This is a genomic window from Micromonospora sp. SL4-19, assembly GCF_047921475.1.
Classification (GTDB): domain Bacteria; phylum Actinomycetota; class Actinomycetes; order Mycobacteriales; family Micromonosporaceae; genus Micromonospora.
In genome coordinates, this window is record NZ_JBLROB010000009.1 from 1 (window position 1) to 25,931 (window position 25,931).

At 68.6% G+C, this 25,931-nt stretch carries 27 protein-coding genes and 2 pseudogenes; 13 read left to right on the forward strand and 16 right to left on the reverse strand.

The annotated features are described in order from the left end of the window. Positions 1-190 precede the first annotated feature (190 nt). The 4 genes from ACNAVT_RS14440 to ACNAVT_RS14455 all read right to left on the reverse strand — a co-directional run bounded on the left by ACNAVT_RS14440 (position 191) and on the right by ACNAVT_RS14455 (position 2,957). The gene (locus ACNAVT_RS14440; protein ID WP_416296467.1) at positions 191-367 is read right to left on the reverse strand and encodes a hypothetical protein; all 177 of its coding nucleotides are present in this window, start codon (positions 365-367) and stop codon (positions 191-193) included. 824 nt (positions 368-1,191) lie between these two features. Beyond that, a complete protein-coding gene (locus ACNAVT_RS14445; protein WP_416296469.1) occupies positions 1,192-2,070 on the reverse strand; it encodes an RNA polymerase sigma-70 factor in 879 nt (292 codons plus the stop codon). Continuing rightward, complete coding sequence (locus ACNAVT_RS14450) at positions 2,067-2,657, reverse strand: carboxymuconolactone decarboxylase family protein (RefSeq protein WP_357107422.1); 591 nt, start codon at positions 2,655-2,657, stop codon at positions 2,067-2,069. Before ACNAVT_RS14450 ends, ACNAVT_RS14445 begins: the two co-directional genes overlap by 4 nt. A 144-nt stretch (positions 2,658-2,801) precedes the next feature. Next, the gene (locus ACNAVT_RS14455; protein ID WP_416296471.1) at positions 2,802-2,957 is read right to left on the reverse strand and encodes a hypothetical protein; all 156 of its coding nucleotides are present in this window, start codon (positions 2,955-2,957) and stop codon (positions 2,802-2,804) included. Positions 2,958-3,061: 104 nt separating this feature from the next. On the opposite strand from ACNAVT_RS14455, the gene ACNAVT_RS14460 reads away from it, so the two are divergent. Beyond that, complete coding sequence (locus tag ACNAVT_RS14460) at positions 3,062-3,670, forward strand: class I SAM-dependent methyltransferase (RefSeq protein ID WP_416296473.1); 609 nt, start codon at positions 3,062-3,064, stop codon at positions 3,668-3,670. A 112-nt stretch (positions 3,671-3,782) separates the two neighbouring features. Here ACNAVT_RS14460 and ACNAVT_RS14465 read toward each other — a convergent pair whose 3' ends face one another. Beyond that, complete coding sequence (locus tag ACNAVT_RS14465) at positions 3,783-4,508, reverse strand: alpha/beta fold hydrolase (RefSeq protein ID WP_416296475.1); 726 nt, start codon at positions 4,506-4,508, stop codon at positions 3,783-3,785. A gap of 348 nt (positions 4,509-4,856) precedes the next feature. On the opposite strand from ACNAVT_RS14465, the gene ACNAVT_RS14470 reads away from it, so the two are divergent. From ACNAVT_RS14470 to ACNAVT_RS14480, 3 genes are read left to right on the forward strand one after another with little or no spacing between them, the layout of a single operon-like run. Beyond that, positions 4,857-5,741: a DUF2268 domain-containing protein gene (locus tag ACNAVT_RS14470; protein WP_416296477.1), complete on the forward strand. Its 885-nt coding sequence runs from the start codon at positions 4,857-4,859 to the stop codon at positions 5,739-5,741. Between the two features lie 10 nt (positions 5,742-5,751). Continuing rightward, positions 5,752-6,510, forward strand: a complete 759-nt coding sequence (locus ACNAVT_RS14475) for a MerR family transcriptional regulator (protein ID WP_416296479.1) — start codon at positions 5,752-5,754, stop codon at positions 6,508-6,510. A gap of 24 nt (positions 6,511-6,534) precedes the next feature. Further along, entirely contained in the window at positions 6,535-6,900 is a 366-nt protein-coding gene (locus ACNAVT_RS14480; RefSeq protein WP_416296481.1) for a hypothetical protein, read from the forward strand. Positions 6,901-7,019: 119 nt separating this feature from the next. Here the strand turns inward: ACNAVT_RS14480 and ACNAVT_RS14485 are convergent, their stop codons facing one another. Next, positions 7,020-7,715, reverse strand: a complete 696-nt coding sequence (locus ACNAVT_RS14485) for a suppressor of fused domain protein (RefSeq protein WP_416296482.1) — start codon at positions 7,713-7,715, stop codon at positions 7,020-7,022. A 286-nt stretch (positions 7,716-8,001) separates the two neighbouring features. Here ACNAVT_RS14485 and ACNAVT_RS14490 point away from each other — a divergent pair, with 286 nt between their 5' ends. Then, the gene (locus ACNAVT_RS14490) at positions 8,002-8,199 is read left to right on the forward strand and encodes a hypothetical protein (protein ID WP_416296484.1); all 198 of its coding nucleotides are present in this window, start codon (positions 8,002-8,004) and stop codon (positions 8,197-8,199) included. Positions 8,200-8,336: 137 nt separating this feature from the next. Here the strand turns inward: ACNAVT_RS14490 and ACNAVT_RS14495 are convergent, their stop codons facing one another. Continuing rightward, the gene (locus tag ACNAVT_RS14495; protein ID WP_110564523.1) at positions 8,337-8,771 is read right to left on the reverse strand and encodes a VOC family protein; all 435 of its coding nucleotides are present in this window, start codon (positions 8,769-8,771) and stop codon (positions 8,337-8,339) included. Between the two features lie 48 nt (positions 8,772-8,819). Continuing rightward, positions 8,820-9,071, reverse strand: a complete 252-nt coding sequence (locus ACNAVT_RS14500; RefSeq protein WP_416296486.1) for a hypothetical protein — start codon at positions 9,069-9,071, stop codon at positions 8,820-8,822. A 492-nt stretch (positions 9,072-9,563) separates the two neighbouring features. Here ACNAVT_RS14500 and ACNAVT_RS14505 point away from each other — a divergent pair, with 492 nt between their 5' ends. Beyond that, a complete protein-coding gene (locus ACNAVT_RS14505) occupies positions 9,564-10,673 on the forward strand; it encodes an IS110 family transposase (RefSeq protein ID WP_416296488.1) in 1,110 nt (369 codons plus the stop codon). A 331-nt stretch (positions 10,674-11,004) separates the two neighbouring features. Here the strand turns inward: ACNAVT_RS14505 and ACNAVT_RS14510 are convergent, their stop codons facing one another. Further along, entirely contained in the window at positions 11,005-11,607 is a 603-nt protein-coding gene (locus tag ACNAVT_RS14510; RefSeq protein ID WP_416296490.1) for a hypothetical protein, read from the reverse strand. A gap of 481 nt (positions 11,608-12,088) precedes the next feature. On the opposite strand from ACNAVT_RS14510, the gene ACNAVT_RS14515 reads away from it, so the two are divergent. The 3 genes from ACNAVT_RS14515 (at position 12,089) to ACNAVT_RS14525 (ending at position 14,571) form a co-directional block, all read left to right on the forward strand. Then, positions 12,089-12,526 (forward strand): hypothetical protein, encoded by a 438-nt coding sequence (locus ACNAVT_RS14515; protein WP_416296492.1) that lies wholly within the window; start codon positions 12,089-12,091, stop codon positions 12,524-12,526. Positions 12,527-13,143: 617 nt separating this feature from the next. Then, positions 13,144-14,007, forward strand: a complete 864-nt coding sequence (locus tag ACNAVT_RS14520; RefSeq protein ID WP_416296786.1) for an SDR family oxidoreductase — start codon at positions 13,144-13,146, stop codon at positions 14,005-14,007. A gap of 159 nt (positions 14,008-14,166) precedes the next feature. After that, on the forward strand, positions 14,167-14,571 hold the full coding sequence (locus ACNAVT_RS14525) for an NUDIX domain-containing protein (RefSeq protein WP_416296494.1): 405 nt from the start codon (positions 14,167-14,169) through the stop codon (positions 14,569-14,571). A gap of 39 nt (positions 14,572-14,610) precedes the next feature. Here ACNAVT_RS14525 and ACNAVT_RS14530 read toward each other — a convergent pair. Together ACNAVT_RS14530 and ACNAVT_RS14535 are read right to left on the reverse strand one after the other, a co-directional pair. Beyond that, positions 14,611-14,979 (reverse strand): annotated as a pseudogene (locus ACNAVT_RS14530) (tyrosine-type recombinase/integrase); the annotation flags it as partial. A 566-nt stretch (positions 14,980-15,545) separates the two neighbouring features. Further along, a complete protein-coding gene (locus ACNAVT_RS14535; protein WP_416296495.1) occupies positions 15,546-15,713 on the reverse strand; it encodes a hypothetical protein in 168 nt (55 codons plus the stop codon). Positions 15,714-16,045: 332 nt separating this feature from the next. Here ACNAVT_RS14535 and ACNAVT_RS14540 point away from each other — a divergent pair. After that, positions 16,046-16,573: pseudogene (locus ACNAVT_RS14540) on the forward strand (transposase). A 75-nt stretch (positions 16,574-16,648) separates the two neighbouring features. Next, positions 16,649-17,218, forward strand: a complete 570-nt coding sequence (locus ACNAVT_RS14545) for a hypothetical protein (protein WP_416296497.1) — start codon at positions 16,649-16,651, stop codon at positions 17,216-17,218. A 152-nt stretch (positions 17,219-17,370) separates the two neighbouring features. Here the strand turns inward: ACNAVT_RS14545 and ACNAVT_RS14550 are convergent, their stop codons facing one another. The 4 genes from ACNAVT_RS14550 to ACNAVT_RS14565 form a co-directional block, all read right to left on the reverse strand. Then, positions 17,371-18,081, reverse strand: a complete 711-nt coding sequence (locus ACNAVT_RS14550) for a DinB family protein (protein WP_416296499.1) — start codon at positions 18,079-18,081, stop codon at positions 17,371-17,373. A 184-nt stretch (positions 18,082-18,265) separates the two neighbouring features. Beyond that, entirely contained in the window at positions 18,266-18,994 is a 729-nt protein-coding gene (locus tag ACNAVT_RS14555) for a GNAT family N-acetyltransferase (protein WP_416296501.1), read from the reverse strand. Between the two features lie 283 nt (positions 18,995-19,277). Then, positions 19,278-20,234 (reverse strand): sulfotransferase family protein, encoded by a 957-nt coding sequence (locus ACNAVT_RS14560; protein WP_416296503.1) that lies wholly within the window; start codon positions 20,232-20,234, stop codon positions 19,278-19,280. 179 nt (positions 20,235-20,413) lie between these two features. After that, positions 20,414-21,439 (reverse strand): sigma-70 family RNA polymerase sigma factor, encoded by a 1,026-nt coding sequence (locus ACNAVT_RS14565; protein ID WP_416296505.1) that lies wholly within the window; start codon positions 21,437-21,439, stop codon positions 20,414-20,416. A 129-nt stretch (positions 21,440-21,568) separates the two neighbouring features. On the opposite strand from ACNAVT_RS14565, the gene ACNAVT_RS14570 reads away from it, so the two are divergent. Continuing rightward, entirely contained in the window at positions 21,569-22,141 is a 573-nt protein-coding gene (locus tag ACNAVT_RS14570; RefSeq protein ID WP_416296506.1) for a dihydrofolate reductase family protein, read from the forward strand. Positions 22,142-22,242: 101 nt separating this feature from the next. On the opposite strand, the gene ACNAVT_RS14575 is transcribed toward ACNAVT_RS14570, so the two are convergent. Further along, positions 22,243-24,096, reverse strand: a complete 1,854-nt coding sequence (locus ACNAVT_RS14575) for a GH39 family glycosyl hydrolase (RefSeq protein WP_416296508.1) — start codon at positions 24,094-24,096, stop codon at positions 22,243-22,245. A gap of 330 nt (positions 24,097-24,426) precedes the next feature. Between ACNAVT_RS14575 and ACNAVT_RS14580 the strand changes: the two genes are divergently transcribed. Then, complete coding sequence (locus ACNAVT_RS14580; protein WP_416296510.1) at positions 24,427-25,830, forward strand: FGGY family carbohydrate kinase; 1,404 nt, start codon at positions 24,427-24,429, stop codon at positions 25,828-25,830. Positions 25,831-25,931 lie beyond the last annotated feature (101 nt).

Below are 25,931 nucleotides of genomic sequence, written 5' to 3' on the forward strand. Positions count from 1 at the left end.
GGTGTCATCTCGGGCCGAAGTCGAACGGCGCTGGCGCGAGCGCTACATCCCCTCCCAACAGTTCTACTTCGCTACGGTCCGCCCGACAGACCACGTCGACATCATCGTGCACAACGACGAGCCCCAGCAGCCGGTCTGGGCGACCCAAACACAGTGACCGCACTCAATTCGGCAATGCCGCGAGCGCTGGCTATGTCCCGGAGGCCAGGTACGCGGCCAGGATGTAGTTGGGGTGCCGGTCCATCCGACCACCGCGGGTGTTGCGCAGGATCGGCCCGCTGATGCGGTCGTCGACGGCCCGGTCGATGGCCCTGGCGACCGCGGGTGGCAGCGGGACGAGGACGACCTTGCCGCCCTTGCCGCGCACCCGTATGACCCGGTGGCTGTGTTCCTCAGAGTAGATCGCGCCAGAACTCGACGCCTGCCCTCGGCTCCCACGGGTTTTCGCCTTGGCCGAGGTGACCGAACTCCCGGTCGATGTAGTCGGCCAGATCCAACCCGTAAGTAGACGATGTCGGTCTGCCACATCGAAAGCACCGGGTGGCCGAAGGTCCTCGGCTCACCAGGAAGATACCGGTGCCCGTACACCGGCACCATCTTCGGAACCTGCGCCAGCATGCGCGTCGCTGTCGCCAATGCCGATGCGGTGTCGCTTGGGCGTGAACCCCAGCCGTTGTACCAGAAGCCGTTGTTCTCGACGTCGAACAGCACTCCTTCGCTGGGCCAGTCCAGCCAACTGCGCAGCATGTCGCGGTCCCCGTTACGCCAGTCGGGCCACGGCTCCGAGTGGGCGTAGAGCACTCCCGGCTCGCGTGGCTCGGGCCGGGTGTTCACCGGCAGTCCTGCGGACAGAAAGGCCCGGTGGTCGGCGGCGAACCGGAACCCAAATTCTTGCTCGATCCGGTCAAGTTCCGAGCCGGTGAGCCCGGGGTCGATCGCGCAGACGTACCTGAGCCGCAGCCGCCGCATCGCTTCCTGACCGAGACGGCGGCCATCCTCACCCTGTCCGTGTTGATCAAGCCCTGCCACCACGACGCGAGACTCTACCTCGGCACCCTGTCACGGGTCTGCGCCTTCGTCATCGCACCGGCGCACCTACATCGGCACGACCGCGCGCCGAGCGTCGCCGCGCGTCCGTCACGTACCGTGACGCTCGGTCGGCGGCAGATGCGATCATGCGTAAGCCCGGACTCACCGTCGAAGTTCGGCCACCTCGCTTAGCCGCTCGAGCTTGTGCGGGTTGCGGATCGCGTAGATCTGGGTGATCCGGCCGTCCTCGATGACGAACGACACGGCCGTGTCGTTCTCGCCGCCGGGGTCGATGCGCGCCGCGATGCCGCCGTTGAGGTCGACGATGAAAGCCCTGGCGCCGGGCGCGACCTCGGCGAAGCGGGCCATCACCGGGGCGAGCTTCTCGGCCCCGCGGACCGGCTTCGGGATTGTCGGGGCCAGGCCGCCGCCGTCGCCCACGACCAGCACGTCGGGAGCCATCACCTTGAGCAGCCCGGGCACGTCGCCGGTGGTCAGCGCGGCGAGGAACCGCTCGACCACCTGCTCCTGCTCGGTGCGGCTTACCGACATCCGCGGCCGGCGCGCCGCCACGTGCTTGCGGGCCCGCGTCGCGATCTGGCGCACCGCCGCCGGCGACTTGTCCAGCGCCTCGGCGATCTCGTCGTACGGCACGTCGAAGACCTCGCGGAGCACGAAGACCGCGCGCTCCGTCGGTAGCAGCGTCTCGAGTACCGCCAGCATGGCGATCGACACGCTCTCCGCGAGCTCGACGTCCTCGGCGACGTCCGGGCTGGTCAGCAGGGGCTCGGGCAGCCACTCGCCCACGTACTCCTCGCGCTGCCGCGCGAGCGTGCGCAGCCGGTTGAGGCAGAGCCGGGTCACGATCCGCACGAGGTACGCCCGCGGATCCCGGACCTCGCAGCGCTCGGCATCGACCAAGGCTGCCCACCGCAGCCAGGTCTCCTGCACCACGTCCTCGGCGTCGGCGACCGAGCCGAGCATCTCGTAGGCGACGGTGAACAGCAGGCTGCGGTGGGCGACGAAGGGGTCCTCGCTCATGATGCGGACGCTACTCCCGGGCGCTCGGCCAGCGGCCTTAAGCCGCACGCGGCGGCGAAGCCGTCGGACTCGATGCCGAGCGCCACGTTGCCACGCGTGCTCATGTTCGCGAATGCGATCACCGAGGTGAGCTCGACCACGGCGGGAGGTCCCAACTCGGCGTGCAGCCGGTCCACCAGCTCGTCGGTCACGGTCGGCGGTGTCTGGCTCATCGCCTCGGCGTACTCCAGGACGTCCCGCTCCAGCGGAGTGAAGACGTCCGCCTCCCGCCACCGCGGGATCTCGCGCGCCTTCTCCACGTCGAGCCCCTTGTTGCGGGTCTCGAAGTAGTTGAAGTCCAGGCACCACGTGCAGCCGACCAGCGACGCGACCGCCATGTGGGCGAACGACTTCAGGTTCTCGTCGCAGGCGTCCCACTTCTGCAGCTTGCCGCCGAGGCCGAAGCTGGCGAACAGCACCTTGGGGTTGTGCCAGTAGACGCCCACCGCCGTCGGTACCTTGCCAAGTTTCTTCTCGATCATCCGCTTGATCAGCGCTCCCTTGACGCCGGTGATCTCGGCCGGGGGGATGCGGGTCGTGTGCTCCATGTCTCCTCCTGTGTCGGTGGCTGTGCCGTCGGGTTGGTAGGTCGACACGGCATGGAGACACCGGCCGGGCCGCGGATGTGACATCGAGCGGGAGAAACGGCTGGTCTGTTCGTCGTAGACGGCGTCGGTGCACTCCATCGTGGTTCAGGCGTCCTCGGGGATCGAGGAGATCGCGGCCTTGACCTCGGCGTCCAAGCGCACAGTGACCGAGACGGCCGCGCCCGACCTGGGTGCCGCGCGGCCAGGGCGCAGCGGAATGACCTTCCGCACGGGCGAGCGGAACGCGGCAGATGTGCTCATCTGGCCCTGGCCTCGGATCGCCGGATGCGGGCACCGCGAGCATCGACGTACTCCCCGCGCTGGCCCCGGCCTGCTCTGCCAATCCGAGCCCATATAGTCGCGTGGTGGACATGGACCAGGTCCGGCAGGCATATGCGTCCGTCGCGGAGCTTTACATCGAGCTGTTTGGTACAAGGCAGCAGGTGCACGCCGACGACCTCGCCTTCATCGGGCGACATCTGGCGGGCCGACCTGGTGCGGTGCTCGATCTGGGCTGTGGGCCTGGCCATATCACCGATCACCTTCGTTGGCTGGGGGTCGACGCAACGGGCATCGACATGGTTCCCGAGTTCATCGCCCATGCGCAGGCGGCCCACCCGAGCGGTAGCTACCAACTCGGGTCGATGGAAGATCTCGCCGTTGCCGACCACTCCATCGCCGGCATCCTGGCCTGGGGCTCGTTGATCCATCTGCCGCCGGAAGATCTCGACGGCGTGCTCGCTGAGTTCCGGCGAGCAATAGCCCCGGCCGGAACGTTAGTGCTTGCTCTCTTCGTAGGTGATGAGGTCGCCGCCTTCGACCACAAGGTCGTTACCGCCTATCGCTGGCCCGTTGACGAGTTTTCCGAGCGACTGGCGCGAGTCGGCTTCACGGAGGTTGAGCGCCTGCAGCGGCCCAGCGAAGGCACTGATCGGCCGCACGCCGCCATCGCGGCAATCGCGACCGAAGGGTGAGCTGAGTCGGCGAGCGTCCGTGCACTCACATCGGCAATACCGAGCATGTCTTGATCGACCGACTGTGACGCTGCGTGACGCGCGGTCAGCGGCAATAGCGGATGGGCGTCGATCAGTCGGTAAGGAATGCGATCAGGGTCCTGAGGTACTCGTCGGGCAGGGTCTCGTGCACCAGGTGGCCGGCCTCGATCGTAGTCAGCCGGGCGTCGGCCAAACGATCGGCGAGTTCGGCAAGGTGCTTCTGGGGGACCGGGCTCGCTGCTCCGCCGGCGATGAGCAGCGTGGGTGCGGTGATCCGGGCGACGATGTCGGCCCATCCTGGATCCGGATCGTCGATCTCGGGCCGGACCTGCTCCACCATGTGCCAGTCGAAGGGTAGATCCCCTGCGGGACGGTCGGGCAGTTCTGGCGGGCGTGGGTGCGGGTAACCGATGTCCTCTAGCACGAGTTTGCGGACGTGTCCCTGCCGTTCGGCGGCCACCGTACAGGCCACCAGACCGCCGAGGGAATGACCGACCAGGTCCACCGCGCCGATGTCCAGCTGGTCCAGGATGCCGATGACGTCTTGCGCGAACAGCTTCAGGCGGTACGTGCCGGGCCAGTCGCTGGCGCCGTGGCCCCGCAGGTCGACGGCGTACACGGTCCGCTCAATACACAAGCCCGAGGCGATCATGTCCCAGTCGCTTGCGGTCTTTCCGGTGGCATGGAGCAGCACGGTGGGCGCCTTGTCCTTGCCGACGGCTTGCCATACCCGCAGTGAGAAGTGCAGGTCACCGACCGTGATGTCTATCAGCTCAGGCACGCCCTGAGCCTCTCCGACCGTCGCCTCGGGATTCAAGACATTCCGCCGCGGGCAGAGCCACGCGCTGCATTCGGTAGGTCTGGGCACCGGCCGCCCTGCTCGCTGTTACTCGGCGTAACGCCCGGATCGCGGCAGATCCGTGCACCTGATCAAGGGGTTGCGTGCTCGCATAGACGACGCAGGCATCATCCGGACTACGTCACTGCGGACTGCAAGACCGAGGAGCTGCGCACACTGGAACAGCGGCTGACCAAGTCGCGTGAGTCCATCGCAGAGGCGAACCGCCGGTCATCACGGGACTGGGTGACGGCACACCGGCCGTACCTCGACGACGAGCGCCGCTGGTTTGACCTTGACGCTGCGTCAACTTCTAGCATCGGGGCCATGTCGATCACTGTTCTTGACACCTACTCCGCCATGAGGCGGATCCTGCTGGCCCCGGTCGCGGACCGTGTTGACCTGCTGCGTTCGATGCTGGAGGCCAACAGGGGCATGTACCGCTACTACCCCGGCGAGGTCGACCTGGTGGCCGTGCACCTCCAATCGTCCGGGTTTCCCATCGACCGCGACGAGGAGCGTTGCCTCGACGCGCTCGAAACCCTGGCGGCGGCCGGAGCCTGGGAGCGGATGCAACGCGCGCTCGACGACGCTCTCGCCGTACTGCTGGAGGCGACGCCGGGGCTGGAGGCCCCGGACATCACCGTGCTGTTCGTGCTCGGCGATCCGGGTGACGAGCACTTCATGGGTCCCTGCAAAGGATTGACCGGGTTCGGCGGCATCTCGGGCAACATCGCCATCACGTTCTGGCCCTTCCCCGAGAACGTGGAGCGGCTGGAGGCCACCGCCGTGCACGAGCTCAACCACAACCTGCGCTACAGCCCGGGCGGGGTCGTGTGGGACCCGATGACCGTCACGGTCGGCGAGCACATCGTCGGCGAGGGCCTGGCCGACGCCTTCGCCCGCCAGCTCTACGGCGACGAGCTCGGCCCCGCCCGCATCGGCGTGCCGCACCTGCACGACGACGCGGTTTTCAGCAAGGTGCTCACCGGGCTCGACGTAACAGGCATGCAGAACTTCACTGCCTGGGTGCACGGCGACCCCGGCGCCGAGCACCTCGGTGTCACCCCGGTGGGGTTGCCGATGGGCGCCGGGTACGCCGCGGGCAACCGGCTGGTCGACACCTACCTGGCGGCGACCGGGCAGACGGCGGCGCAGGCCCTGCACGCCGACAGCTCGGAGATCATCGCAACCACGCTCCGCCGCAGGTAACACTGGAACGATGGAGTGGACGATCCAGGAACTCGCGACGAGGGCCGGCATCACCAGCCGCACCCTGCGTCACTACGACCGCGTCGGGCTCCTGGCCCCGTCCCGGGTCGGCGCGAACGGGTACCGCTACTACAACCCCACCGCGGTCGCCCGGCTCCAGCGGATCCTGCTCATGCGCCAGCTCGGCATGGGCTTGCCGGCCATCGCCGAGGTCCTGGCCGACGAGGTGGACACGCGCGACGGGCTCCGTGCCCACATCGCCGCACTGGACGAGGAACGGGACCGCATCGAACGGCAGATCCGGTCTGTGCGGCACACGCTCGAGGCCCTGCAGTCGGGGGCGGAACCGCGGATGGACGTCATGTTGGCGGGATTCAACGACGGCTACAAGGACGAGGTGATCTCACGCTGGGGCGAGCGCGCGTTCCAAGTGGGTAATGACTGGTGGCACGGCAAGAGCCTTGACCAGCAGCGGGCCTGGAAGCAGGACACCGAGGACCTCGTCGCCGCATGGGTCGCCGCAGTGAAGGCCGGGGTTTCTCCGACATCGGAACACGCTCAGTCACTGGCTGCCCGGCACGTCCAGTGGCTGAGCCAGATTCCGGGTACCCCCACGGCCGAGGGCGACCGGGAGCGCTCGATCGAGATGGTGAAATGCCTGGGGGACATGTACGTCGACGACCCCCGCTTCGCCGGCATGTACGACGACGCCGCGGGGGCGACGTTCGTCCGCGACGCACTACAAGCGTACGCGCGGACCCGGATGTAGCTCGTGTGGTTCGCAGCAATGACGATGAGTGCCGACGCCATCAACCAGGCCCGGTCGCTGGGCAGCATCACCGGCGGGCCGGTTATCGGGGGGCTGGAGGTACCGGACGCCGGGGTCACGGATACCAGCAAACTCTTGACACCCGACGGCCGGCAACTGCCCGACGCCGCCTTCAACGAGTGTCTCAACAACGCCCCGAAGACCGGCGCCACCGGCAGGTTCGGTGACACCGCGGTATGTCTCGGCAAGCTCGACCTGCACGTGGACCTGGTCTGCCAGCCCAACCAGCGATTCTGGCCCTTCCCATGGATCGAACTGGCGCTGTATCTCGGTCTCAGCGCGCTGCTCGCGGCGGTCGGCCTGTGGCGCATCCAGCGCCGGGTCAGCTAGCCCGCGCCGAGCGCACCACTTTCGGCAATACCGAGCCTCTCTTGATCGACCGGCTGTGACGCTGCGTGACGCGCGGCCAGCGGCAGAAGCGCGCGCGTGACCTTGGTCAGCGCGAGCTGTCAGGCGTACGAGGGCCGGCGCGGGTCCAGCAACTCGGTGACGCGGCCACGGTCGAGGACTTCGATGAGTGCGTCGGTACCGCGTTCGACCTTGACCGCTATCTCCTCTGGGTGCAGAGGGATCAGCGCGAGCAACGCGATTCGGATGCCGCCGCCGACGTCGATCGTCCGGGCCTCTGGCGGCACCCGCAGCATCGGCGTGACGACGACTCCGGCGAACGGGGCGTCCGTAGCGTACGGCTGCGCGGGATCGCCGTTCGGCACGGAATGCCATTCGCCGATCCAGGTCCCGTACTCGTGCGGCAGCCGAGCTACCTGCTTGAGGATCCGCAGCGGCCACCCGGTTTCGTCGCCGAGCCCGGCTACCTCGGTCAGCGGCCAATCTGCCGGCAGGCTGAGCATCAGTTCGGCGTACGGGCTGATGTCGTGGCCCTCCGGGACCGTCATCGGCAGCTCACTCATCCCAGAAGTGATCAGCGTCCGGTACGGGCGTTCCTCGGTCGGGGCCACGACATAGACATGCACACCGACCAGGTGCGAGGCGGTCTCGTGGTAGACGAACTCGACAGGCCCGAAGTGTTCCTCGATGTGTCGGTCGATAGCGTCGGCGAACGCCTGCTGCGGCCCTTGCGCCGGTACGAACCCGTCGTGCAGCGACTGATGACGGAGGACTCCTGACCCGCGCGACTCGTCCATGGCGACGCAGCCTATGCAAGGGTCCAACAGGGGCGCGACCGGGGGCACGCTCATCGGCTATGACCGGGCGCTGGCTTGATCTGTTGTAGTGACACTGCGTGGCGCGCGGATCGCGGCAGATGCGCGCACGTGACCTTGGTCGACGTCGGGCTGGAGTGCCGATCAGAACAGAGCGGACGCGACCTGACACGGCATTGGCTCACCTTTCGGTCAGCCTCTGGCGGCTATCCGCCCCGCCCCCTTGCCCGTGGGTGCCATTTGAGCTTTGATCTGTGGCGCTTGAGACTTGGACGCCCGCGATGAGACGGCGTACGGCCTCCGGATCGCCGGTGATGGTGGCACCGGCGGCTACGAGTCCGGCGATGTCGTCGTTGCCGAAGGCGGCCAGGAGGGCCTCCGTCGTGGTGGCCAGGATGGCGCCCGGCTGTTTGGGTGGCTCGTGGGCGATCTCGGCGCCAGTCGACGTGAGGCGGATGCCGAGTAGAGGTCACCGGATGCGGGGGGGGGCATCGGGGGCGAGGGGTGGTTCTGGATCAGGACCGTTGGCGCGCTGCGGGACGGCGACCCTCGCGGTGGTGAACTGCACCAGTCGACTCGCGAAGGTGCCACGTTCGCGGCCACTCAGGCGAGACAGAACTCGTTGCCCTCGATGTCCTGCATCCCGAGGCACGACTCGTTGTCGCCATCGGCGCGCAGTAGTCGCCCGCGTACCGCGCCGAGCGCGACCAGTCGTGCGCATTCGGCCTCAAGTGCGGCCAGGCGCTCCTCACCCACGAGCCCGGTGCCGACCCGCACGTCAAGATGCACCCGATTCTTGACGACCTTGCCTTCGGGAACGCGCTGGAAGTACAATCGCGGACCCACACCTGAGGGATCACTGCAGGCGAACGCTGAACCCTGACGCTCAGGCGGCAGCGTGCGATTGAAATCGCCCCAACTAGCAAACCCTTCCGGTGGCGGCGGTACGACGTACCCCAACACCTCGCACCAGAAGCGAGCGACGCGCTCAGGATCTGCGCAGTCGAAGGTGACTTGGATCTGCTTGACCGATGCCATCGGCCCACCATAGAGGCGGGGTCTTTCGTCGTCTCCACGGGCCCGAGGCTAGCTGCGCCACCGCGCCCCGATGAAGCGCCAGACCCGCGAGGATGAGCACCTGCCCGGGCCCCGGGTCCGGCGGTACGCCTCGCACATTGCGTTGAAGGCCTCGGGGAGCAGGGCGCCCAAGCCTTCACCCGCCGCCAGCCGCTGCCGCATCGTCGCCGCCAGACCGGGCAGATCGACGTGCTGTCCGCTGGCCAGGTGTGAAGCGTGCCGCGCGATGGCCCGTAGCAGCAACCGATCCCTGTGCGCCATCGAGCCGAGCATCGTTACCCCATCGCCGAACGGCTCACACCATCGTACGTCGCTGAAGGCATAAGTCACTCCGTCAATGTCCTGCTGCCTGGGGCGGGTCACGCCGGTGTCCTGACCAACCGGGCCGTCCCAGTCGTACTCACGGTCCTCCGGGGCATGTTTACCAGCACATGATCGGGTGCACTGTCATCGGCTACTTGTTTCATTGACCTACGACCGTTGCCCGGCCAGGCTTCGGTCGAGGCGCCCGGGCTGTCGCTCTCACATCGGCTGCCCACGCTGGTCGTGTGGCTCTCATTTGGCCTGCGCGGTCCCGGGCGTCGCCCCAAGGGCGGGGAGAGGCTCAAGAGGGGTTTGCTCTGCTCGAAGTAGCGTTGCCCTCCCGGCTCGACAACCCAGGTGGATCGAGCATCGGAGGACGCGTTGACTGTCATATCGGACCGCGTGGTCATCGGTATGGACCCGCACAAGCGCTCTGCCACGATCGAGGTCATGGCCGGCGACGAGACCGTCGTCGGCACGGGCCGTTTCGACACCGGGCGGGACGGCTACGCGGCGATGAGGAAGTACGGCAGGCAGTGGCCGAACCGGGTCTGGGCGATCGAGGGCTGCCAGGGCATCGGCCGGCACATCGCCAACCGGCTGCTCGCCGACGGCGAGCAGGTCGTCGACGTGCCACCGAAGCTGTCCGCCCGGGCGCGGGTGTTCGCCACCGGCCAGGGCCGCAAGACCGACGCCACCGACGCCCACTCCATCGCGCTGGTCGGCACCCGCATGGCGGGATTGCGCCCGGTGGTCAACGATGAGCAGCTCGCCTTGCTGCGGATCCTGGTCGACCGGCGCCGCTCCCTCGGCGAGGACCACACCCGGATGGTCTCCCAGCTGCACCAACTGCTCCTCGAGCTCATTCCGGGTGGGGCGAAGAAGAGCCTGTCCGCCGCCCAGGCCAAGGCACTGCTGGCTGGGGTCAGACCCCGTGACACGGTCGGCAAGGCCCGACGCCGGGTCGCCGCGGAGCTGATCAGCGACCTGGAACGGGTCTACCAACGCTCCAAGGAAGCCGACAAGGAACTGAAGGAACTTGTGGCCTCGACCGGCACCACGTTGATGGACCTGCACGGCATCGGACCATCCGGCGCCGCCCGGCTGCTGGTCGAGGTCAGCGACATCACCCGGTTCCCCAACCGGGCCCACTTCGCCTCCTGGAACGGCACCGCCCCCATCGACGCGTCCTCCGGCGAGCAGGTACGCCACCGGCTCTCCCGCGCCGGGAACCGGCAGATCAACCGGGTGCTGCACATCATGGCCACGGTCCAGCTGCGCAACCCCACCGAGGGCCGCGCCTATTTCGACCGGAAGAAGGCGTCCGGCAAGACGTCGATGGAAGCGATGCGCGCGCTGAAACGACGCCTGTCCGACATCGTCTACCGACGCATGATCAACGACGTCACAGCTGCTACGGCAGCGGGCCCGGGAGGACAACGGGGAACGGCTACTGACTCCAGCGTGACCGGCTCGCATCCCCAAGCCGGCTCTTCAGAGAAGTCACTTCCCGGACCCGCCGAGACCCAGCATAGAACTCTCCTCCCGGCGGTGTCTTGACACAGAGGGGAGCCAGTACCGGAAGCTGAAGCACAGGGCGGACCGGTCACGGCCTGTCACGCTCGACCAGCGGCAGATCCGTGCACCCGATGATGAGACTTGATCAACCGGGACGCGTGACCGAGCTGTAGCGCAAGTCCGGCCGATCGCCGATCGATACGAGCAGTGTGGGCGCGGAGCGCTCAGCGGCCGAGCGGGGCGCCGCGTCGGAGGGGCGTCGCCCCATCTGCGGCGTCCGCAAGGCCGTGATCATTCCGCGGTCGTTCTTCCAGACGAGAACGTCCGCGCCGCGATCAGACGCAGGGCGCACGCCGTAGCCCGAGCCTCGAGGTCAGCCTGGCCAGCCGCGCAGGGCCGGAAGCTGCCGTTCGGCGATCCGCATCAGCGCGGCCTCGTCACCCGGCTCGACAACCTGCCGGAGGATGGTTATCTCGACCATCCCGCCGGCGTCGGCGCGGCACGCTACCAGCAACGTTGAACTGTTCAATGTCGAGTTCATCATTGGTGAAGGGTCGGTCGTCCAGATGGCCGGCCGCCCGAGCACGGCACGCGGCTGCGCCTCCGGGAACAGCTTCTGGTAGTCCACGATGCGGGTACGGCCGTGCCAGACGTTCAGCCGGAGCACGCTGTTCGGCAGCGTCACCGCGCACTGATGCCAGTCACTGTGGAGGTCGTACGACGTACCGAGGCCCTTGACCGTCGCCGGCTGCTCGACGAGCTCGAGTACCTCGGGCCGGTTGATCAGCGGGCACAGCTCGGCACGCGCCTTGCGCTGCTCCGAGTCGGTCGACTCGGGATACGCCGTGATCCCGTCGGCGCCCCGGGCGGCGGTCGGGTCCCGCCAGCGGCCTGACACCACTCCGCCGACGTATACGGCGATCGCCAGAACTATGACAGCTGGGACAGCCCAGCCGAGGAGCGGGCTGCGTCGCATGGCCGATCAGCCTACGACACCGCGCCGGTACGCAGTGGCTGCGAGTGTCTCGGTCCCAGGTTCGGGCTATCGACCCCTCCCGTCCTGCCCCGAACCGCTCTCGGAGGGCGTCCGGGACGAACTCGTTGCTGTCAGTCCGCTCTCGAAGACGCTTGGCCTGCAGTTTCTTAGCCGCTACGTGCCGCAGGCTCTCCTTCAGGGCCGCGAGCCCTCCGAGCCACTGCTGTTGGCGGACTTCGGCGAGCCCGCTCCTTGTTGTTCGACTCGATCTGCAGCAACCGCGGCCCTTGCGCCAGGTCGAGACGCAACATCTTGCACCGTACGCAGGTGTTCGGCACGCACGGACGGTGGCAGATGTGCGCGCCTGAGCCGCGGCCACGAGCGATCATCCGCGTATGGTCGGCGGCTGACGACAGCATCACGATCTACGGCCAGCGGCGGGTCGAGCCGCGGAATGTCGGGTGACGTGGACAACCTATGGATGATCGAGCTGTCTGAGATCGATCCTGCGATCGAGGAGATGGATCAGGCGACGAGGCTGCATCTTATGGCCACATCTGTCGAGTACGTGATGTTCGAATCGCGGTTGCCGTTGTCTGCTCTGTTTCCACCGGCGGCCAACCATCTACTGCGGGCGGCTATCGATGTGGTTCTCACCGTGCCCGGCCCGCCACCGGCCGAGCTGTCGGATCAGGTGGGGCCGGCTCCCGCCAACATGCTTCAGACCGCCATGGACCTGCTCGTCTCCGTAGCTGACGGGGCGCAGGTCTCGACGGTCAACGAAGTCCTCTTCTCGTGCTACGACGTCGCCATGCAGACCCAGGGTCTCGGCCGCAGAATCACACTCGAACAGCAGACGGCCAGCGAGATCTGCCTCGACGTGATCCGGAGGCAGAAGGAGTTGGTCGCCGGGCGGTGAGACGAGCTGACCGAGCACGCACCCGAGCCCTCTTCGGCTGGCACTTGAGACGCGGCATCGAGTGACGCATCCGCTCTTCGGCATGCCCGGGCGCAGAGGGCGCCGCCTTGCCATGACCGCGTAGCGAGCGGATCGCGGCATGTCGGTGCACCCGATCAAGAGGTAGTAGCGGCATGAGGCCCGAGTTCCGACGACGGCCGATGATGACGCTGGCCGGTCGGGCCACATTCCGGATGCCGGGGGTTGCGTGGATTCCCTGGCCGTACTCGTACCGCAGACCGGCGTCCGTAATGAGTTGCGCGGCGCACGGTCCGGTTTGGCCTGGCCGGGGCGCTAGTCACCGCCGTTCAGTCCCAGCGAGCCGGATCTCCGAGTCTCGGCGTGGTGGCCGCCCATCTCCAAGCGCGCCGTTCGGTGTGGTGATTGGTGCGGCGGTCCAGGTTGTTGCCGGTTCGGTCGTAGCGCATGGTGGTGCGTGGGTCGGCGTAACGGCAGCGATCTGGACGTTGCGGCGGCTGACGGCGGCATTGAGGATCGTCAGGAGAACGGGGCGGACCGGGCACGTCCGCTGGCGGCGTCGAGCCCCACCTGGTACCCGAGGCGTCGCCGTGGAGAAAATGGCGCCGCGGCAAGTACATCTGGGAGGGCCAATGACCACGATGTCCGGCAAGGTGTGCTTGGTGACCGGCGGGACCAGCGGGATTGGCCGGGAGACGGCGGCCCGGCTGGCCGAGCTGGGGGCTACCGTGGTCGTCGTCGGGCGCGACGCCGAGCGAGGGCGAGCGGCCGTCAAGGAGATCCGGCGTCGGGCGCCCAGCGCCGAGGTGGACCTCCTGACGGCCGACATGTCGAGCCTGGCCGAAGTGCGCCGGCTGGCCGCCGAGGTGCTGGAGAAGTACCACCGGCTTGACGTGCTCGACAACAACGCCGGTGTGATCATGCTCAAGCGGCAGTTCACAGTCGACGGCTACGAGACCATGTTCGCCGTCAACCATCTGGCGCCGTTCCTGCTGACCAGCCTGCTGCGGGAACGGCTGGTGGGCAGCGCGCCGGCCCGCGTGATCACGGTGTCGTCCAATGCGCATAGTTCGGCCAAGCAGATCCCGTGGGACGAACTGGCCCGCGGCGAGCCGAGCTACCCGCTGTCGAAACTGGCAAACATCCTGTTCACAGTCGAGCTGGCCAAGCGCCTGACCGGCACCGGCGTGGTGGCCAACTGCCTGCACCCGGGCCTCATCCGCACCCAGTTGGGCCGCGAGGTCCGCGGCGTCGCCAAGCTGCTCGTCGCGGCCGCCAAGCCCTTCATGGGTACCGTCCAGACCGGCGCGGCCACCCCGGTCTACCTGGCCAGCGCCCCGGAGGCGGCCGAGGTCACCGGAGGCTATTTCTTCCGTGGCAAGCAGATCGAGCCAAGCTCCCTGGCCCGCGACCCCGAGGCCGCCGCGCGTCTATGGGCCCTCAGCGAGGAGTTGGTGGCGTAAGCCGGGCCAAGATCGCCGGCATGTGGCGCCCTCGCCAGATTTGTGATCAATGGCCTGCGGAGCGGCGTAGGAACCGTGACGATCGACATGAGCCGCAGCACCGGCTCAGCGGCAGTTGCGGACGTTGTTGGTCGGATGGTCATGCCACAATCCCAACCCATGCACGAGATCGTGACGGCGGCACTGGTTCGCGAAGGTCGGGTCCTACTCGTCCATCGAAGTCCGAACCGCCGCGCCTACCCGGACGTGTGGGATCTGCCCGGCGGACACATCGAGACAGGCGAGACAGAGCTGGCTGCGCTCACCAGGGAGATGCACGAGGAACTGGGCGTGCAGATAGCAACAGGCTCCGCGATCCATCTGTGTCGGCTGGACGCAGGCCGCGGAGAAGAAACTGTACGCTTCAGCGCCTGGCTTGTCGGCGAGTGGGAGGGGACACCGACAAACGTCGCTCCCGATGAACATGACGAGATCCGTTGGTTCCGGCCTGAGGAGATGCCTCCGCTCGCCCACGAACTTCTAGGCCCAGCGGTGGTGGAAGCGATGCGGGTTCCCCGCGCCTGAACTCCAACGCGCTGTCATCGGCAAAGCCGGGAGGGCTTGCTATGTCCCGGAGGCCATGTACGCGGCGAGGATGTAGTTGGGGTGCCGGTCGAGGTTCTTGCGGGCGCGGTCGTAGCGCATGGTGGTTCTCGGGTCGGCGTGGCGGGCGGCGATCTGCACGTCGCGGAGGCTGACGCCGGCGTCGAGCATCGTGGTCACGAAGGTGTGGCGCAGCATGTGGGGGTGCATGCTCGGCATCCGGATCCCAGCGGCGTGGGCGAGGTGCTTGAGTCGGCGGGTGGCGGCGTGCCGGTCCATCCGTCCACCGTGGTTGTTGCGCAGGATCGGCCCGCTGATGCGGTCGTCGACGGCCCGGTCGATGGCCCTGGCGACTGCGGGTGGTAGCGGGACGAGGACGACCTTGCCGCCTTTGCCGCGTACGGTGTCGGCCTCCCTGGGCCGCTACCGTGGCCAGACTCGCGTTCATGCCGAGTCCGACCTGCGAGTCTTTCTCCGTTGGTGCGTCGACCACGGCCTTGACCCCTGGCTGCGGCGCGGGTGGACATCGAGCGGTACGTGCGCTGGCTGCAAGATGTACGCCGGTACCAGCCCTCGACGGTGTCGCGGCGGCTGTCGGTCGTAGTCGGCTTCTATCGAGTCTGCGTCATCGACGCCATCCTTGAGCACTCGCCGACCGACTACGTCCGTCGGCCCACGGTGCCGGCCGAGTCGCCGACCCTCGGGTTGGGGCACGGCCCAGGGAGGCCGACACCGCGGCGCGCACCACGAGTTGATCGGCAGGTACGACACTGGAGGCCGAAGCAGGAGAGATAGCCGTACATCACCGTGCGTCACCACTGGCGATGAACACCAGTCCACCTGAAGCGGCAGAAGCGGATGTTCGGGAACGCCCGCTCGCCCAGACGGCTGCAAGCTCATCTTCTAGGCGGATGCTGTTGCGTAGGACGGCCGGTGCTCGCCCTCGCGTTCCTCGCCTACCAGCTCGCGGTCCAGCTGTACCAGGCACCGCCGAGGTGCTTGAAGGCCGGGGACTCAAAGTCGGGGGTTTCCAGGTCCGGAGTTGGGCCTTCGGGCAGGTAGGCAAACCCGGCGTCGTCGAGGAAGTATCCGTTCGCCTCGTAGAACACGACTCCGCCGGGCACGGGGTAAGCCGCAGTGATGCGGTACGCGCCAATCCTCGACGGCACGGGACGCCGCTCGGCGCCTGCGGGCATCATGTCGCCCCCATCTGCCGCGGATAGCGCCCGCCTGGCCGCCCGGCCACGGCGCTACGCCCCTTGCGCCGCACCAAGATCACGGAAAGTGGGCGCTCCCGCGACGAGCAGCGCCAGCGCGAGCACGACGATCAACGGAGCCGGCGCGTGTCGACTGGATAGGAATGGGTCATCCCCGCCAAGGTCGCGAGTTTGTGACGACTTACAACAGTTGCGGGGATGACGTTCGCCGACGCTACCCCTGTGCCCTGACCGACTCGATGTGGGAGGTGGTCGCCGCTCGTTTTACCGGTACGGGGCCCCCGGAGTGGCGGGCGTCCGTTGAAGTTCGGTCACGGTTGATCATCGACACGATCCTGTACGTGCTGGTCGCCGGCTGTGCGTGGCGGCTGGTCCCGAATGATTTGGCGCCGTGGGATGCGGCGTACCGCTGGTTTCGGTGCTGGAGCGCGGCGGGGTGTGGGATGCCATCCACGACGCGCTGCGTGAGCAGGTACGCCAGGCCGAGGGCCGTGATCCGGTCCCGTCGGCGGCGGTGCTGGATGCCCAGTCCGCAAGTCCGCCAGCGGCGGCGAGCAGATCGGCTACGACGCGGGCAAGAAGGTTCGGGGACGCAAACGGCATCTGTTGGTCGACACGCTAGGCCTGTTGCTGGTCTGCGTCGTGACCGGCTTCCAGGTACTGCCCCGCCGCTGGGTGGTGGAGAGGACGTTCGGCTGCTGACTCGCTGCCGTAGGTTGTGCCGTGACTACGAACGCACGACCGCGCACGCCGAGGACTTCATCTAGGTAGCGATGATCCGGCTGTTGGCCGCACGCCTGGCCGGGCAACAGATCCGGTATGCCGGCATCCGCTGACGGGCGATGCTTGACGACATGGTTGACACGACACGGGCATGGCGCAGCACGTCCCTGGCCCGGACCATCGGCGAGATCGAGGCCCAGCTCGACCTGGCCTGGGCGCGCCTGCTCAGCGAGCTGGACGTGGCGCCCGGTTCGCCGGATGAGACGGCCCTGGGGTGGCTCGTGGTCGGCAGTCCCGCCGAGCATGACTGGCGCATCGCCGACGCCGCGCTCGACCGCCTGACGTGCACGGAGTGCGGATCCACCCTCACCAGGGGACCGGCCACCTGTCAGCGGTGCACCTTCTACCACGGAACGCGCTTCGGGGCCCGAGAGGTCGACCGGCCCAACGTGCTGGCCGGCAATGAGCACGCCATTCGCGTCTCCTTTGCCGTCGCCCGTAATCGCACCCGGTATACCCCACGGGCACGAGTCGGCTACGAACTGAGCCTGCCCGCCCTCGTCGCCGGTGCCCTGCCCACCACAAAGGAAGCCCAAGCAGCCAAGGCCTTGATCAACAAACTGACACCCGAAGAGTGCGACCAAGTCGCCACCTTGGCAGACGTCGAGGAACTCGCACGTACCCGCTGACGACTCACCCGAGCACGAAGAGAGACTGCCCGGTTACCCAATCCTCTCTCAGAGGTCAGCTACCGACAGTGGCCGCTCTCGATTAATCAGCAGGCGCGGACGGCGGCATAGAGTGAAATCCTTGCTAGTCGCACGCAACCTCGTGGCGAGGGTCATGATCCGAGTAGATCGAGGTCACGAACGCAGAAGCCGTGGTGCGCCCACTCCTCGTTCAGTACCACCTGAACGCACTCCAGCACCGACTTTCCCCTGGCATACGGCGGCCAACCCGGGCCCGCCGGCACTGGCGCGGGCGCCGAGAGCTGATCGGCCGTCACCGTCGACAGCCAACGCTCTAGCTCAGCGCCTTGCACGTCTCGCGCGGCCAGCACCTCGTCGAGACTGGGGGCCGCCGCTCGGTCCAGGCCCTGCTCCTCCTGGTCAGGGACGAACTCGGACGCCAGCCCGATCGCGGTGAACGGCTCGGTCGATCCCAGGCAGCAGCGGCGGAACCACGAGTCGTGCACGAACACCAGATGGCGCTGGGTCTCTACCGCCGACCATTCGCCGCCGACGCGCTGCTGCTCCGAACCCCTGGGCATCGCTCGCAGCCGCTCGATCGTCTCCGCCCAGCCGGCCCGCAGCTGCCGGACAGCCTGCAGCAGGTCCGCCGGATCGGCTGAGCGGAGCAGCAGCCGCACCGGATACCGGCGGTCAAGCTCGGCTTCGACGTACGACGTCACCTCGACTCCGTTGACCACCAGGTTGGTGACCAGCCCGTCGATCACAACGTCCTGCATTACCACCCCGATCAGACGAGCGCGGGTCAAGTCACACTCGCGGAACTCGGCATCAGTCAGGTCCTGGTCCTTGAAGCTCGCCATGCCGGGCAGTATCCACCGGCGTACCGACAACCGCGCAGTTACCGCGGGTAGAGGGTGCTTAGCCGGGCCTGGAGGCTGTTGGCGGAAACACGCCGAGCCGGCGGCCTTGCACCATACAAGACGAGGTCAACGTTCGGCCAGGTACACGCGAGCGATCGTCGATGTCCGGATGATGCCTTTGGGTTCAGCGATGCTGAACCCAAAGGTTCTCCTCGATGTAGACACCGCAGTCCTTCTCGCGGTCGATCCGGACGAGGTTGAGCGCATCGGGGACGACATATTCTCGCGTTACGGGGAAGACCATCCCCGTCCAGCTCTCCCATTGCGCGACGGTGCCCTCGATCACCATCGAGCTCGGTGCCGTGCCGAGCACCCGTGCACCCATGCGTTGATGGGTGCGGATCCACGGATCAATCGACAGCCCGTCGGAACGTACCCACCCGGCGTATTCGTCCATCGGAACAGTCGGGTACCGATGCTTCCACGTCGGGCGCAGCGGAGCGATGACGTGCACGAGGCCCTCCTCGAGAGCCCGACGCGTCAACTCTTCAAGGACGGCAGTGGCGAGACCACGCTTGTCATGCGACGATCCGACGGCAACCGCCATGAAGCTCAGCGTCGTGGCCGGGATGTCGGCCTCCCGTGTCTCCACAGCCCGGACGAGCGCACCGTCATAACCCGACGGCAGACCGTCGGCGGCTCCGCTCCACGGAATTGGCACCCCCCACCCCCCGGCGACCACTGTTCCATGGTCGAGCACCATGATGTCGAAGCGGCCGAAGTACTCCTCGACCCGATCCATGTACTTCTTGGGAACCTCGTCGTGGAAGATGAACTCCGGCCAGCGTTCCTTGAACACGACAGCGGCCATGTCCTGCAAATCAGGCTTCTCGGCGCGAGTCACGATCTCCACCGTTGGACCATAACGCCAGCCGCAGCACCGGGTAAGGTCCTGGTGCCCGACTGCTGAAACAGCGCACTCTTCTCGGCAGTACCGGAAGCTGAAGCACAGGGCAGACCGGTCACGGCCTGTGACGCTCGATCAGCGGCAGAAGCGCGCACCCGCCCATAAGCGCGGGCTCAAAAGACGGCCGGAAATTTAGGAACGGGTGGTCTGCGGTGCGGTTCGGCTGAAGCAGCGTTTACCGGGCGCTCGAGGGGCGCGACGCGGCGTCGTCAAGGTGGAGCCAGGGCCGTCACTCATATCCCATGGCCGGGATGACCTTGCCGAGTGCTTCTTCGATGAACTCGCGGGTTTCGTCGTCGAATTGGTCGTTGCGGTTCGTCAGCTTGTGAGACTGAAACGTTGAAGAGGTGGCGAAGTCGTCGACGTCGAGCCGTTCGAACAGGGCGCGGCGCTGCCCGGGCCAGTCGGCTGCGAGATCTTCTGCTTTCACCTCAATGTATCGCCTGCCCGTCAGGTCGGCCGTGTTCTTCCAGGTGAGCCATCGGTGGTAGACCGGCTTGAGGTAGGCGAGCGCGCCGTCGACGGTGGGCGGCGCCCATGGCTGGGCCAGGTGGGATGCGAGCACCGAGACCGGGTGACGCTTGATGTGCACGATGGTCGCTTCGGGGACCAGTTCCCAGAGGAACTCCATGCACAGCAGGTTGAATGGTGTCTTCTCGCACCAGGTCGGCTTGCCAGCGTCGGCGGCTGCTCCGCCGAACATGGTGTCGATCAGGCCCCGCAAGATTCCGAGCAGTTCGCCCCGGTCGCTGAAATACCTGGGAAGTATCCGCCGGCGGCTCAGCGGCTCGAACGGCCCGGCAGGCCGGTCGGCGTTCCCGAAGCCTTCCGCGGGCGCAGGTTCGTCGTATGTGTACGCGATCAATTGCGGCCAGAGCTGTTGCACCGCGTCCCGGTAGCGCCGCTGGCCGACCAGCTCGGGAACGGTTTTACCGCGATCGTCGCGCCGGCCGGGCACTCGTACGGTGAGGAAGTCGCTCAGCCGGTGCAGGGCGTCCTCACCGACGGTGGGGTCGTATCGATCGGTGAGCGCGTCGGCCAGGTCCCGCAGGCCACCGGGGTCGATGAGAAACCGGGTCTCCATGGGAATCCGATGGATCAGCGGATGTTCGCCGATGATGTCGGCGATGCGTGACGTTCCCGAACGACCCGTACCCGCGACGAAGATCGGTGAGGGGAAAGGCATGGCGAGCAGTCAAACTATCAGCCCGGCGCCTGTGCAAGCCATTTATCCCCTTCACCCGCTGCTATTGGAGCGGACCCGCACCCGCCGCGCCGAGTGCGTGCCGGACGGCCGCCTCCAACAAGCGAGCAACGAATTATCGAAGCTTCCCAACGCATCCCTCACACACTGATGCTTCGGCATCAGCCGGATGACCTTCTAGGCAGGCCGGGTTCGTGCTGTCGTTTGATGTCTGGTGCGCGATCGGGCGGAGCGGCCGGAAGTCCGAATAGGTCGAAAATCGCCGGGTCGGCGAACGTGACGCAGCGCTGGATCAGGCCGCCGGTCACTGCGAATACCTGGAGCGAGTGCGCCCGGACTCCTCGAGTGGCCGGGTCCGGGGCGTAGGCCGCCAGGGAGGGGCTCCCGTTGGCCTGCACGGGTAGCAGGCGCCAGCCCGGCCCGCGCATGGCGAAGACCCGCTCCATGAACTCGCGGTAGCGCGCGCGGCCGACGAGCCAGAGCGCCACAGGCGGCATCTCCAGCACCACGTCGTCGGCCAGCAGCCTGGCCAGGCCGGGCACGTCGGCTGCCTCGAACGCCGCCAGGTAACGCTCGACCACGGCACGCTCGTCGGGGTCGGCGGGCTCGCGCAGCTCCTCGAGCACCGGGCCGGCGGCCCGCAGCGTGGCCCGCGCCCGCTGCAGGCTGCTGTTCACCGAGGCCACGCTGCTGCCCAGGGCCTGTGCCACCTCGGCGGCCGGAAGTTGGAGCACCTCGCGCAGGACCAGCGCCGCGCGCTGTCGCGCGGGCAGCACCTGCAGCGCCGCGACCAGGGCCAGCCGCAGCCCCGCGCGTTGCTGGGCGGCTTCGGCGGGATCACCGAGCCGCGCGTCCGGGAACGGCTGCAACCACTGGACGTCGAGGCTCGGCACCAGCGGCGCCTGCGGGTCGTCGCCGGCCGGGCCCAGCCCGCTCGGCAGCGGCCGCCGGGCCCGTCCCTCCAGCGCGGTGAGACAAGCGTTGGTGGCGATCCGGTGCAGCCAGGTGCGCAGCGATGCTCGTTGCGGGTCGTACCGGTCGGCCGCCCGCCATGCCCGCAACAGCGTCTCTTGAACAAGGTCCTCGGCCTCCTCGACGGAGCCGAGCATCCGGTAACAGTGTGCCAGCAGGTCACCACGGAAGGCCTCGTGCTGCTCGTCCCAGTCCCGTGTCGTCGCCCCAGCCACGCGGGCGAGCCTACGCCGGACCACGACCGGAATTTCCGCGCCGGGCAGCGATGAGTTCGACGCACGGCCCCGGTAAGTGTCGGGTGAGGGCGGCCGGACGGGAGCCGCCACGGCAGGAGGGAGCCGGCGATGGGCGATGTCATCGTCATCCAGTTCTCCACGCTCGACGGCGTGGTCTCCGACCCCGACGGGCGCTGGGGGACCGGCCACGGCGGCTGGGCGTTCCGCTACGGCCCGGGTCCGGTCAGCGACGACAAGTTCCGCCTGGGTGCGCGGATGGAGCAGGGCGTCCAGCTCTACGGCCGGCGGACCTGGGAGCACTTCGCCCGGCTCTGGCCGCGCCGCGACGGGGACTTCGCCCGGCTGATGAACGCGGTGGCCAAGCGCGTAGCCACCCGCACCGGCATCGACGCGACCGCCTGGTCGAACTCGGCGGCGATCGACGGCGACCCGGTGGCCTGGGTCACGGACGAGCGCACGCGGCGCGACATCGTCGTGATCGGCAGCCTGAGATTGGTGCATGCGCTGGCCGCGGCCGACCTCGTCGACGAGTATCGGCTGATCACCTTCCCGACCGTCGTCGGAGAGGGCGACCGGCTGTTCGCCGCGGGCATTCCCGCCGATTTCCGGTTCACCGTGGTCGAACCCGCCGATGCGGCCACCCTGACGGTGCTGCGCCGTGACCGCGGGGAGGAGCCCTGACGAGCGGTCGGTTCCGGATCGTGTACGGGATCCCGCACGACGTCGAGGAGTTCGAGCGCCTTGTCCTCGGTGTCGAACTCCCAGCGGAACCCCTGCCCGCCTCAGGAGCTGGAGACCTCGACCAGCACCGCCCCGGGCTGCGGCACCTCCAGTTCGATCACCGCGGCCCCGGCCTCGGCTGCCGGCTGCATCTTCTCCGTCGGGAGTTGGTCGGCGGCGCGTAGCGCGATCCACTGCTCGTCGGTCGGCCACTCGGCGACCCCCAGCCGGTCGGCGAGGGTGGTGATGTCACCGTGCTCCCGGTCGAGCCGGGAGACCAGGGCGGGCCGGCCTGCCGCGCCGTCGACGACCAACCTGATCCGCCGGGTTAGCGCCCGGTCCCCGTCCCGCTTGTCCTGGTCGAGGGTGGCCACCCAGACCAGGATCGCGAGGCTGCCGTCGGCGCGCCGGCTGGCCCAGGTCCGTACCAGGCCGTCGGCGCCGTCGCCGGCGGCCCGTACGGGCAGTTCGGTCTCGCCGAGCTGGGCGAGCATGCGCAGGGCGTGGTAGCGCGGCTTGGCGATGCCGCCGACGGTGAGCAGGCCGAAGCCGCCGTGCAGCAGCCTCGGCGGCCGGCCGAGTTCCTCGAAGTGGTCGCTGGCCACCCAGTAGGACAGCGCGTCGACCCTGCCGGCGGCGGACCGCATGCCGGTGAGCAGGAAGGTGGCGGCCGAGGTGCCGTCGTTGACCGGGTGGAAGTGGGTGGGGGTGACGCCCCACTCGGTCCACAGGATCCGCGCGTCGGGGAAGCCGAGGCGGGCCAGGGTGGGCCGCAGGTCCAGCGGCGGGCTGCCGTATGTGTGGGTGGAGACGAAGTCCACGGGTGCACCGGACCGGGCGGCGTGCTCCAGCAGCGCGTCCACCCAGCCGGCGGCGGCCGACGAGGGTCCGCCCACCGGGATCCGCGGGTCGACGTCCTTGACCGCGCGGGCGGTCACGTCGTACAGCCGCATCCATTCTTCGCGGCTGCCGCTCCAGAAGACCTCCAGGTTGGCCTCGTTCCACACCTCGAAGTCCCAGCCGAGCACCTGCTCGCCGTACCGGTCGAGCAGGTGGGCCACCAGCGCCCGGACCAGCCCGGACCACCGGTCCCAGGCGCGCGGCGGGGAGATGATGCCGCGGTAGGTGAACACGGTGCGGTCCGGGTCGCTGGCGAGGTCGTGGGGCATGAACCCGAGTTCCACCACCGGCGTCATGCCGATGCCCAGGAGCAGGTCGTAGATCTGGTCCACCCGGCTGAAGTCGTACACCGGCTCGCCGTCGACCTCGCGGTAGACGCCGAGGTCGTCGTGCAGGATCGAGTGTGCCCGCACGGTGGTCACGCCGATCTCGTCGTGGACCCGGCGGAGTGCGGCCAGCAGTTCGGTGCCGATCTCGCGGCCGCCGGAGCGGTCCTGGCAGAGCAGTTGGGACAGCCGCTCGCTGCCGATCATCGGCTGCCAGGGCCGGTGCAGGGTGGTGCCCGCAGCCCTTGCGTCGAGGTGCAGCGTGACGGTGGGCGGTTCATCGGCGGCTGGCAGGGCGGCCGCCGGGACCGGGTCGCTCAGCGCGCCGGTCACGGTCACCTCGGGGACGGCGGCCACCGCGTACGCGTACCGCTCGCCGGGGGTGCCGGTCGTGTCGACGTACCAGGTGTCGGGCACGGAGAGCACGTCTCCGCCGAGGTGGTCCACCGGGGTGAACGGCCCGGACGCCCGGTCGCCGTCCAGCGTTGCACGATGCACCAGGTAGCCGACCGCGCCGTCGACGGGCTGCCAGGAGAGGCGGACGTGTCCGTGGCCGGGGGTGGCGGTGAGCATGGCCGGCGGTGGCAGGTCCGGTAGCGCGGCCGTGTCGCCTTCGTCGCTGCGGCGGGCGATGCGGGCTTCCCAATCGGTCCGGGCGTCAGACGGTGCGGGTCCGCTGGCGTTCGTCACCGGGTACCTCCTGGCGATCGTGGTTGATCCGCTTCGAGGACTGTAACCGGTTACCGGCGGTCGTGCGATCCACCTACCGGCGGTGCACCGCGCACGGCGGCGGGGCCAGGTGATCGTATGGCCGAACGACCCCACCCCTCCGACCTGTCCGACGCCCGCTGGCGTCGCACCAAGGCTGCCCGGCATGGCTCAGGCCCCGCACGGTTCGCTGTCATCTGGTCGGGCGGGAGGCCGACTTTCGCAGGTGCGGCCACTGCGTTCCCCACTCCCACCTCCGACGCACCCGGATGTTGGCCTCGGCGTCGCTCCCGGCGGGTAACTTGACCCGGGATGGACATTCTCGCTCTCGACCTGGGCACCTCCTCCGTGCGGGGGCTCGTGCTGGACGCGGACGCCACCCCGCGCCCCGGCGCGCTGGCCCGTCGCAAGGTGCACCCGGTCACCAGCGACGACGGCACCGGCACCCTGGACGGGCCCGGCTACCTCGCCTGCCTGATGCAGTGCCTGGACGAGCTGGCCGAGGGCGGTCACCTGCGCGACGTGGCGCTGGTCGCGATCTCGGCGCAGTGGCACTCGGTGCTGCCGCTGGGCGGCGACGGCGAGCCGCTCGGCCCGGTGCTGACCTGGCTGGACACCCGGCCGCAGCCGCCCGCCGGCGCCCCGGGGCCGGCCGATCCCGACGCCTTCCACCAGCGCACCGGGGCGTGGTGGCACCGCTGCTTCTGGACGGTCCGGCTGCCCTGGCTGCGGGAGCGGACCGGCGGGCGGGTCGCCCGTTTCGTGGGGCTGGTCGAGTATGTGCTCGGTGCGCTGCTCGACGACGCGCCGATGTCCGTGTCGATGGCCTCGGGCGCGGGGCTGCTCGACCTGCGCCGGCTGACGTGGGACGCCGAGGCGTGCGAGCTTGCCGGGGTGCGCCCCGCGGAGCTGCCGGCGCTGGCGCCGCAGCGGTGGCACGGCCGGCTCTGCCCCGAGCTCGCCCGGCGCTGGCCGCAGCTGGCGGAGGCCCGCTGGGCCGCCCCGGTGGGCGACGGCGCCGCCTCCAACGTCGGCTCCGGCTGCGTCGATCCGTCGCGGGCCGCGGTGACCGTCGGCACCTCCGCCGCGGTGCGCCTGCTGCGGGCGGCTCCGGCTGGGGCGGAGCTGCCGCCCCTGGCCGAGCATCTCTGGCGCTACCGGGTCGACCACGAGCACGTGGTGACCGGTGCGGCGTACTCCAGCGGCGGGAATCTGTACGCGTGGGCCACCCGGGAGCTGCGCCTGCCCGCGGGCGCCGAGCTCGAGGCCGCCCTGGCCCGGGCGTCCGAGGGCCTGCGGGTTCGGGCCAACGTCCGGTTCGGCGGTGATCGGCCGCCCGGCGTCGCGCCCGCCGGCTCCGGCGAGTTGCACGCGCTGAGCTTCGGCACCACCGCCGTCGACATCCTCGCCGGGTTGATGACCGGCCTGTGCCGGCTGGTCGCCGACGACCTCGCCGTGCTGGAGTCCGGGTTGGACCGCCCGACCGAAGTGGTGCTGGGCGGCGGCGCGATTGCCGCCTCCGCCTGGTGGCGCGGGGCGTTCGCCGACGAGCTGGCACCACGTACGGTGCGATACCAGCACAATCCGGAGGTCGGGGGGACCGGCGCGGCCCTGGTCGCGCTGGGTCGGATCGCCGAGGCGGCGCACCTGCGGGGCATCGGCCGGACGGATGAATCGGATGCGCCGAACACCGTAGCCGGCACCCCGCCGCGTTGATGTTCCTGTTTGTACGGCCGCTCGACCCGTTGACACCGCCCACTGGCCTGGTTGGATGGACCTCGCTCCCATCATGGTCAAGTCGAGGGGGCCGAGGAGGC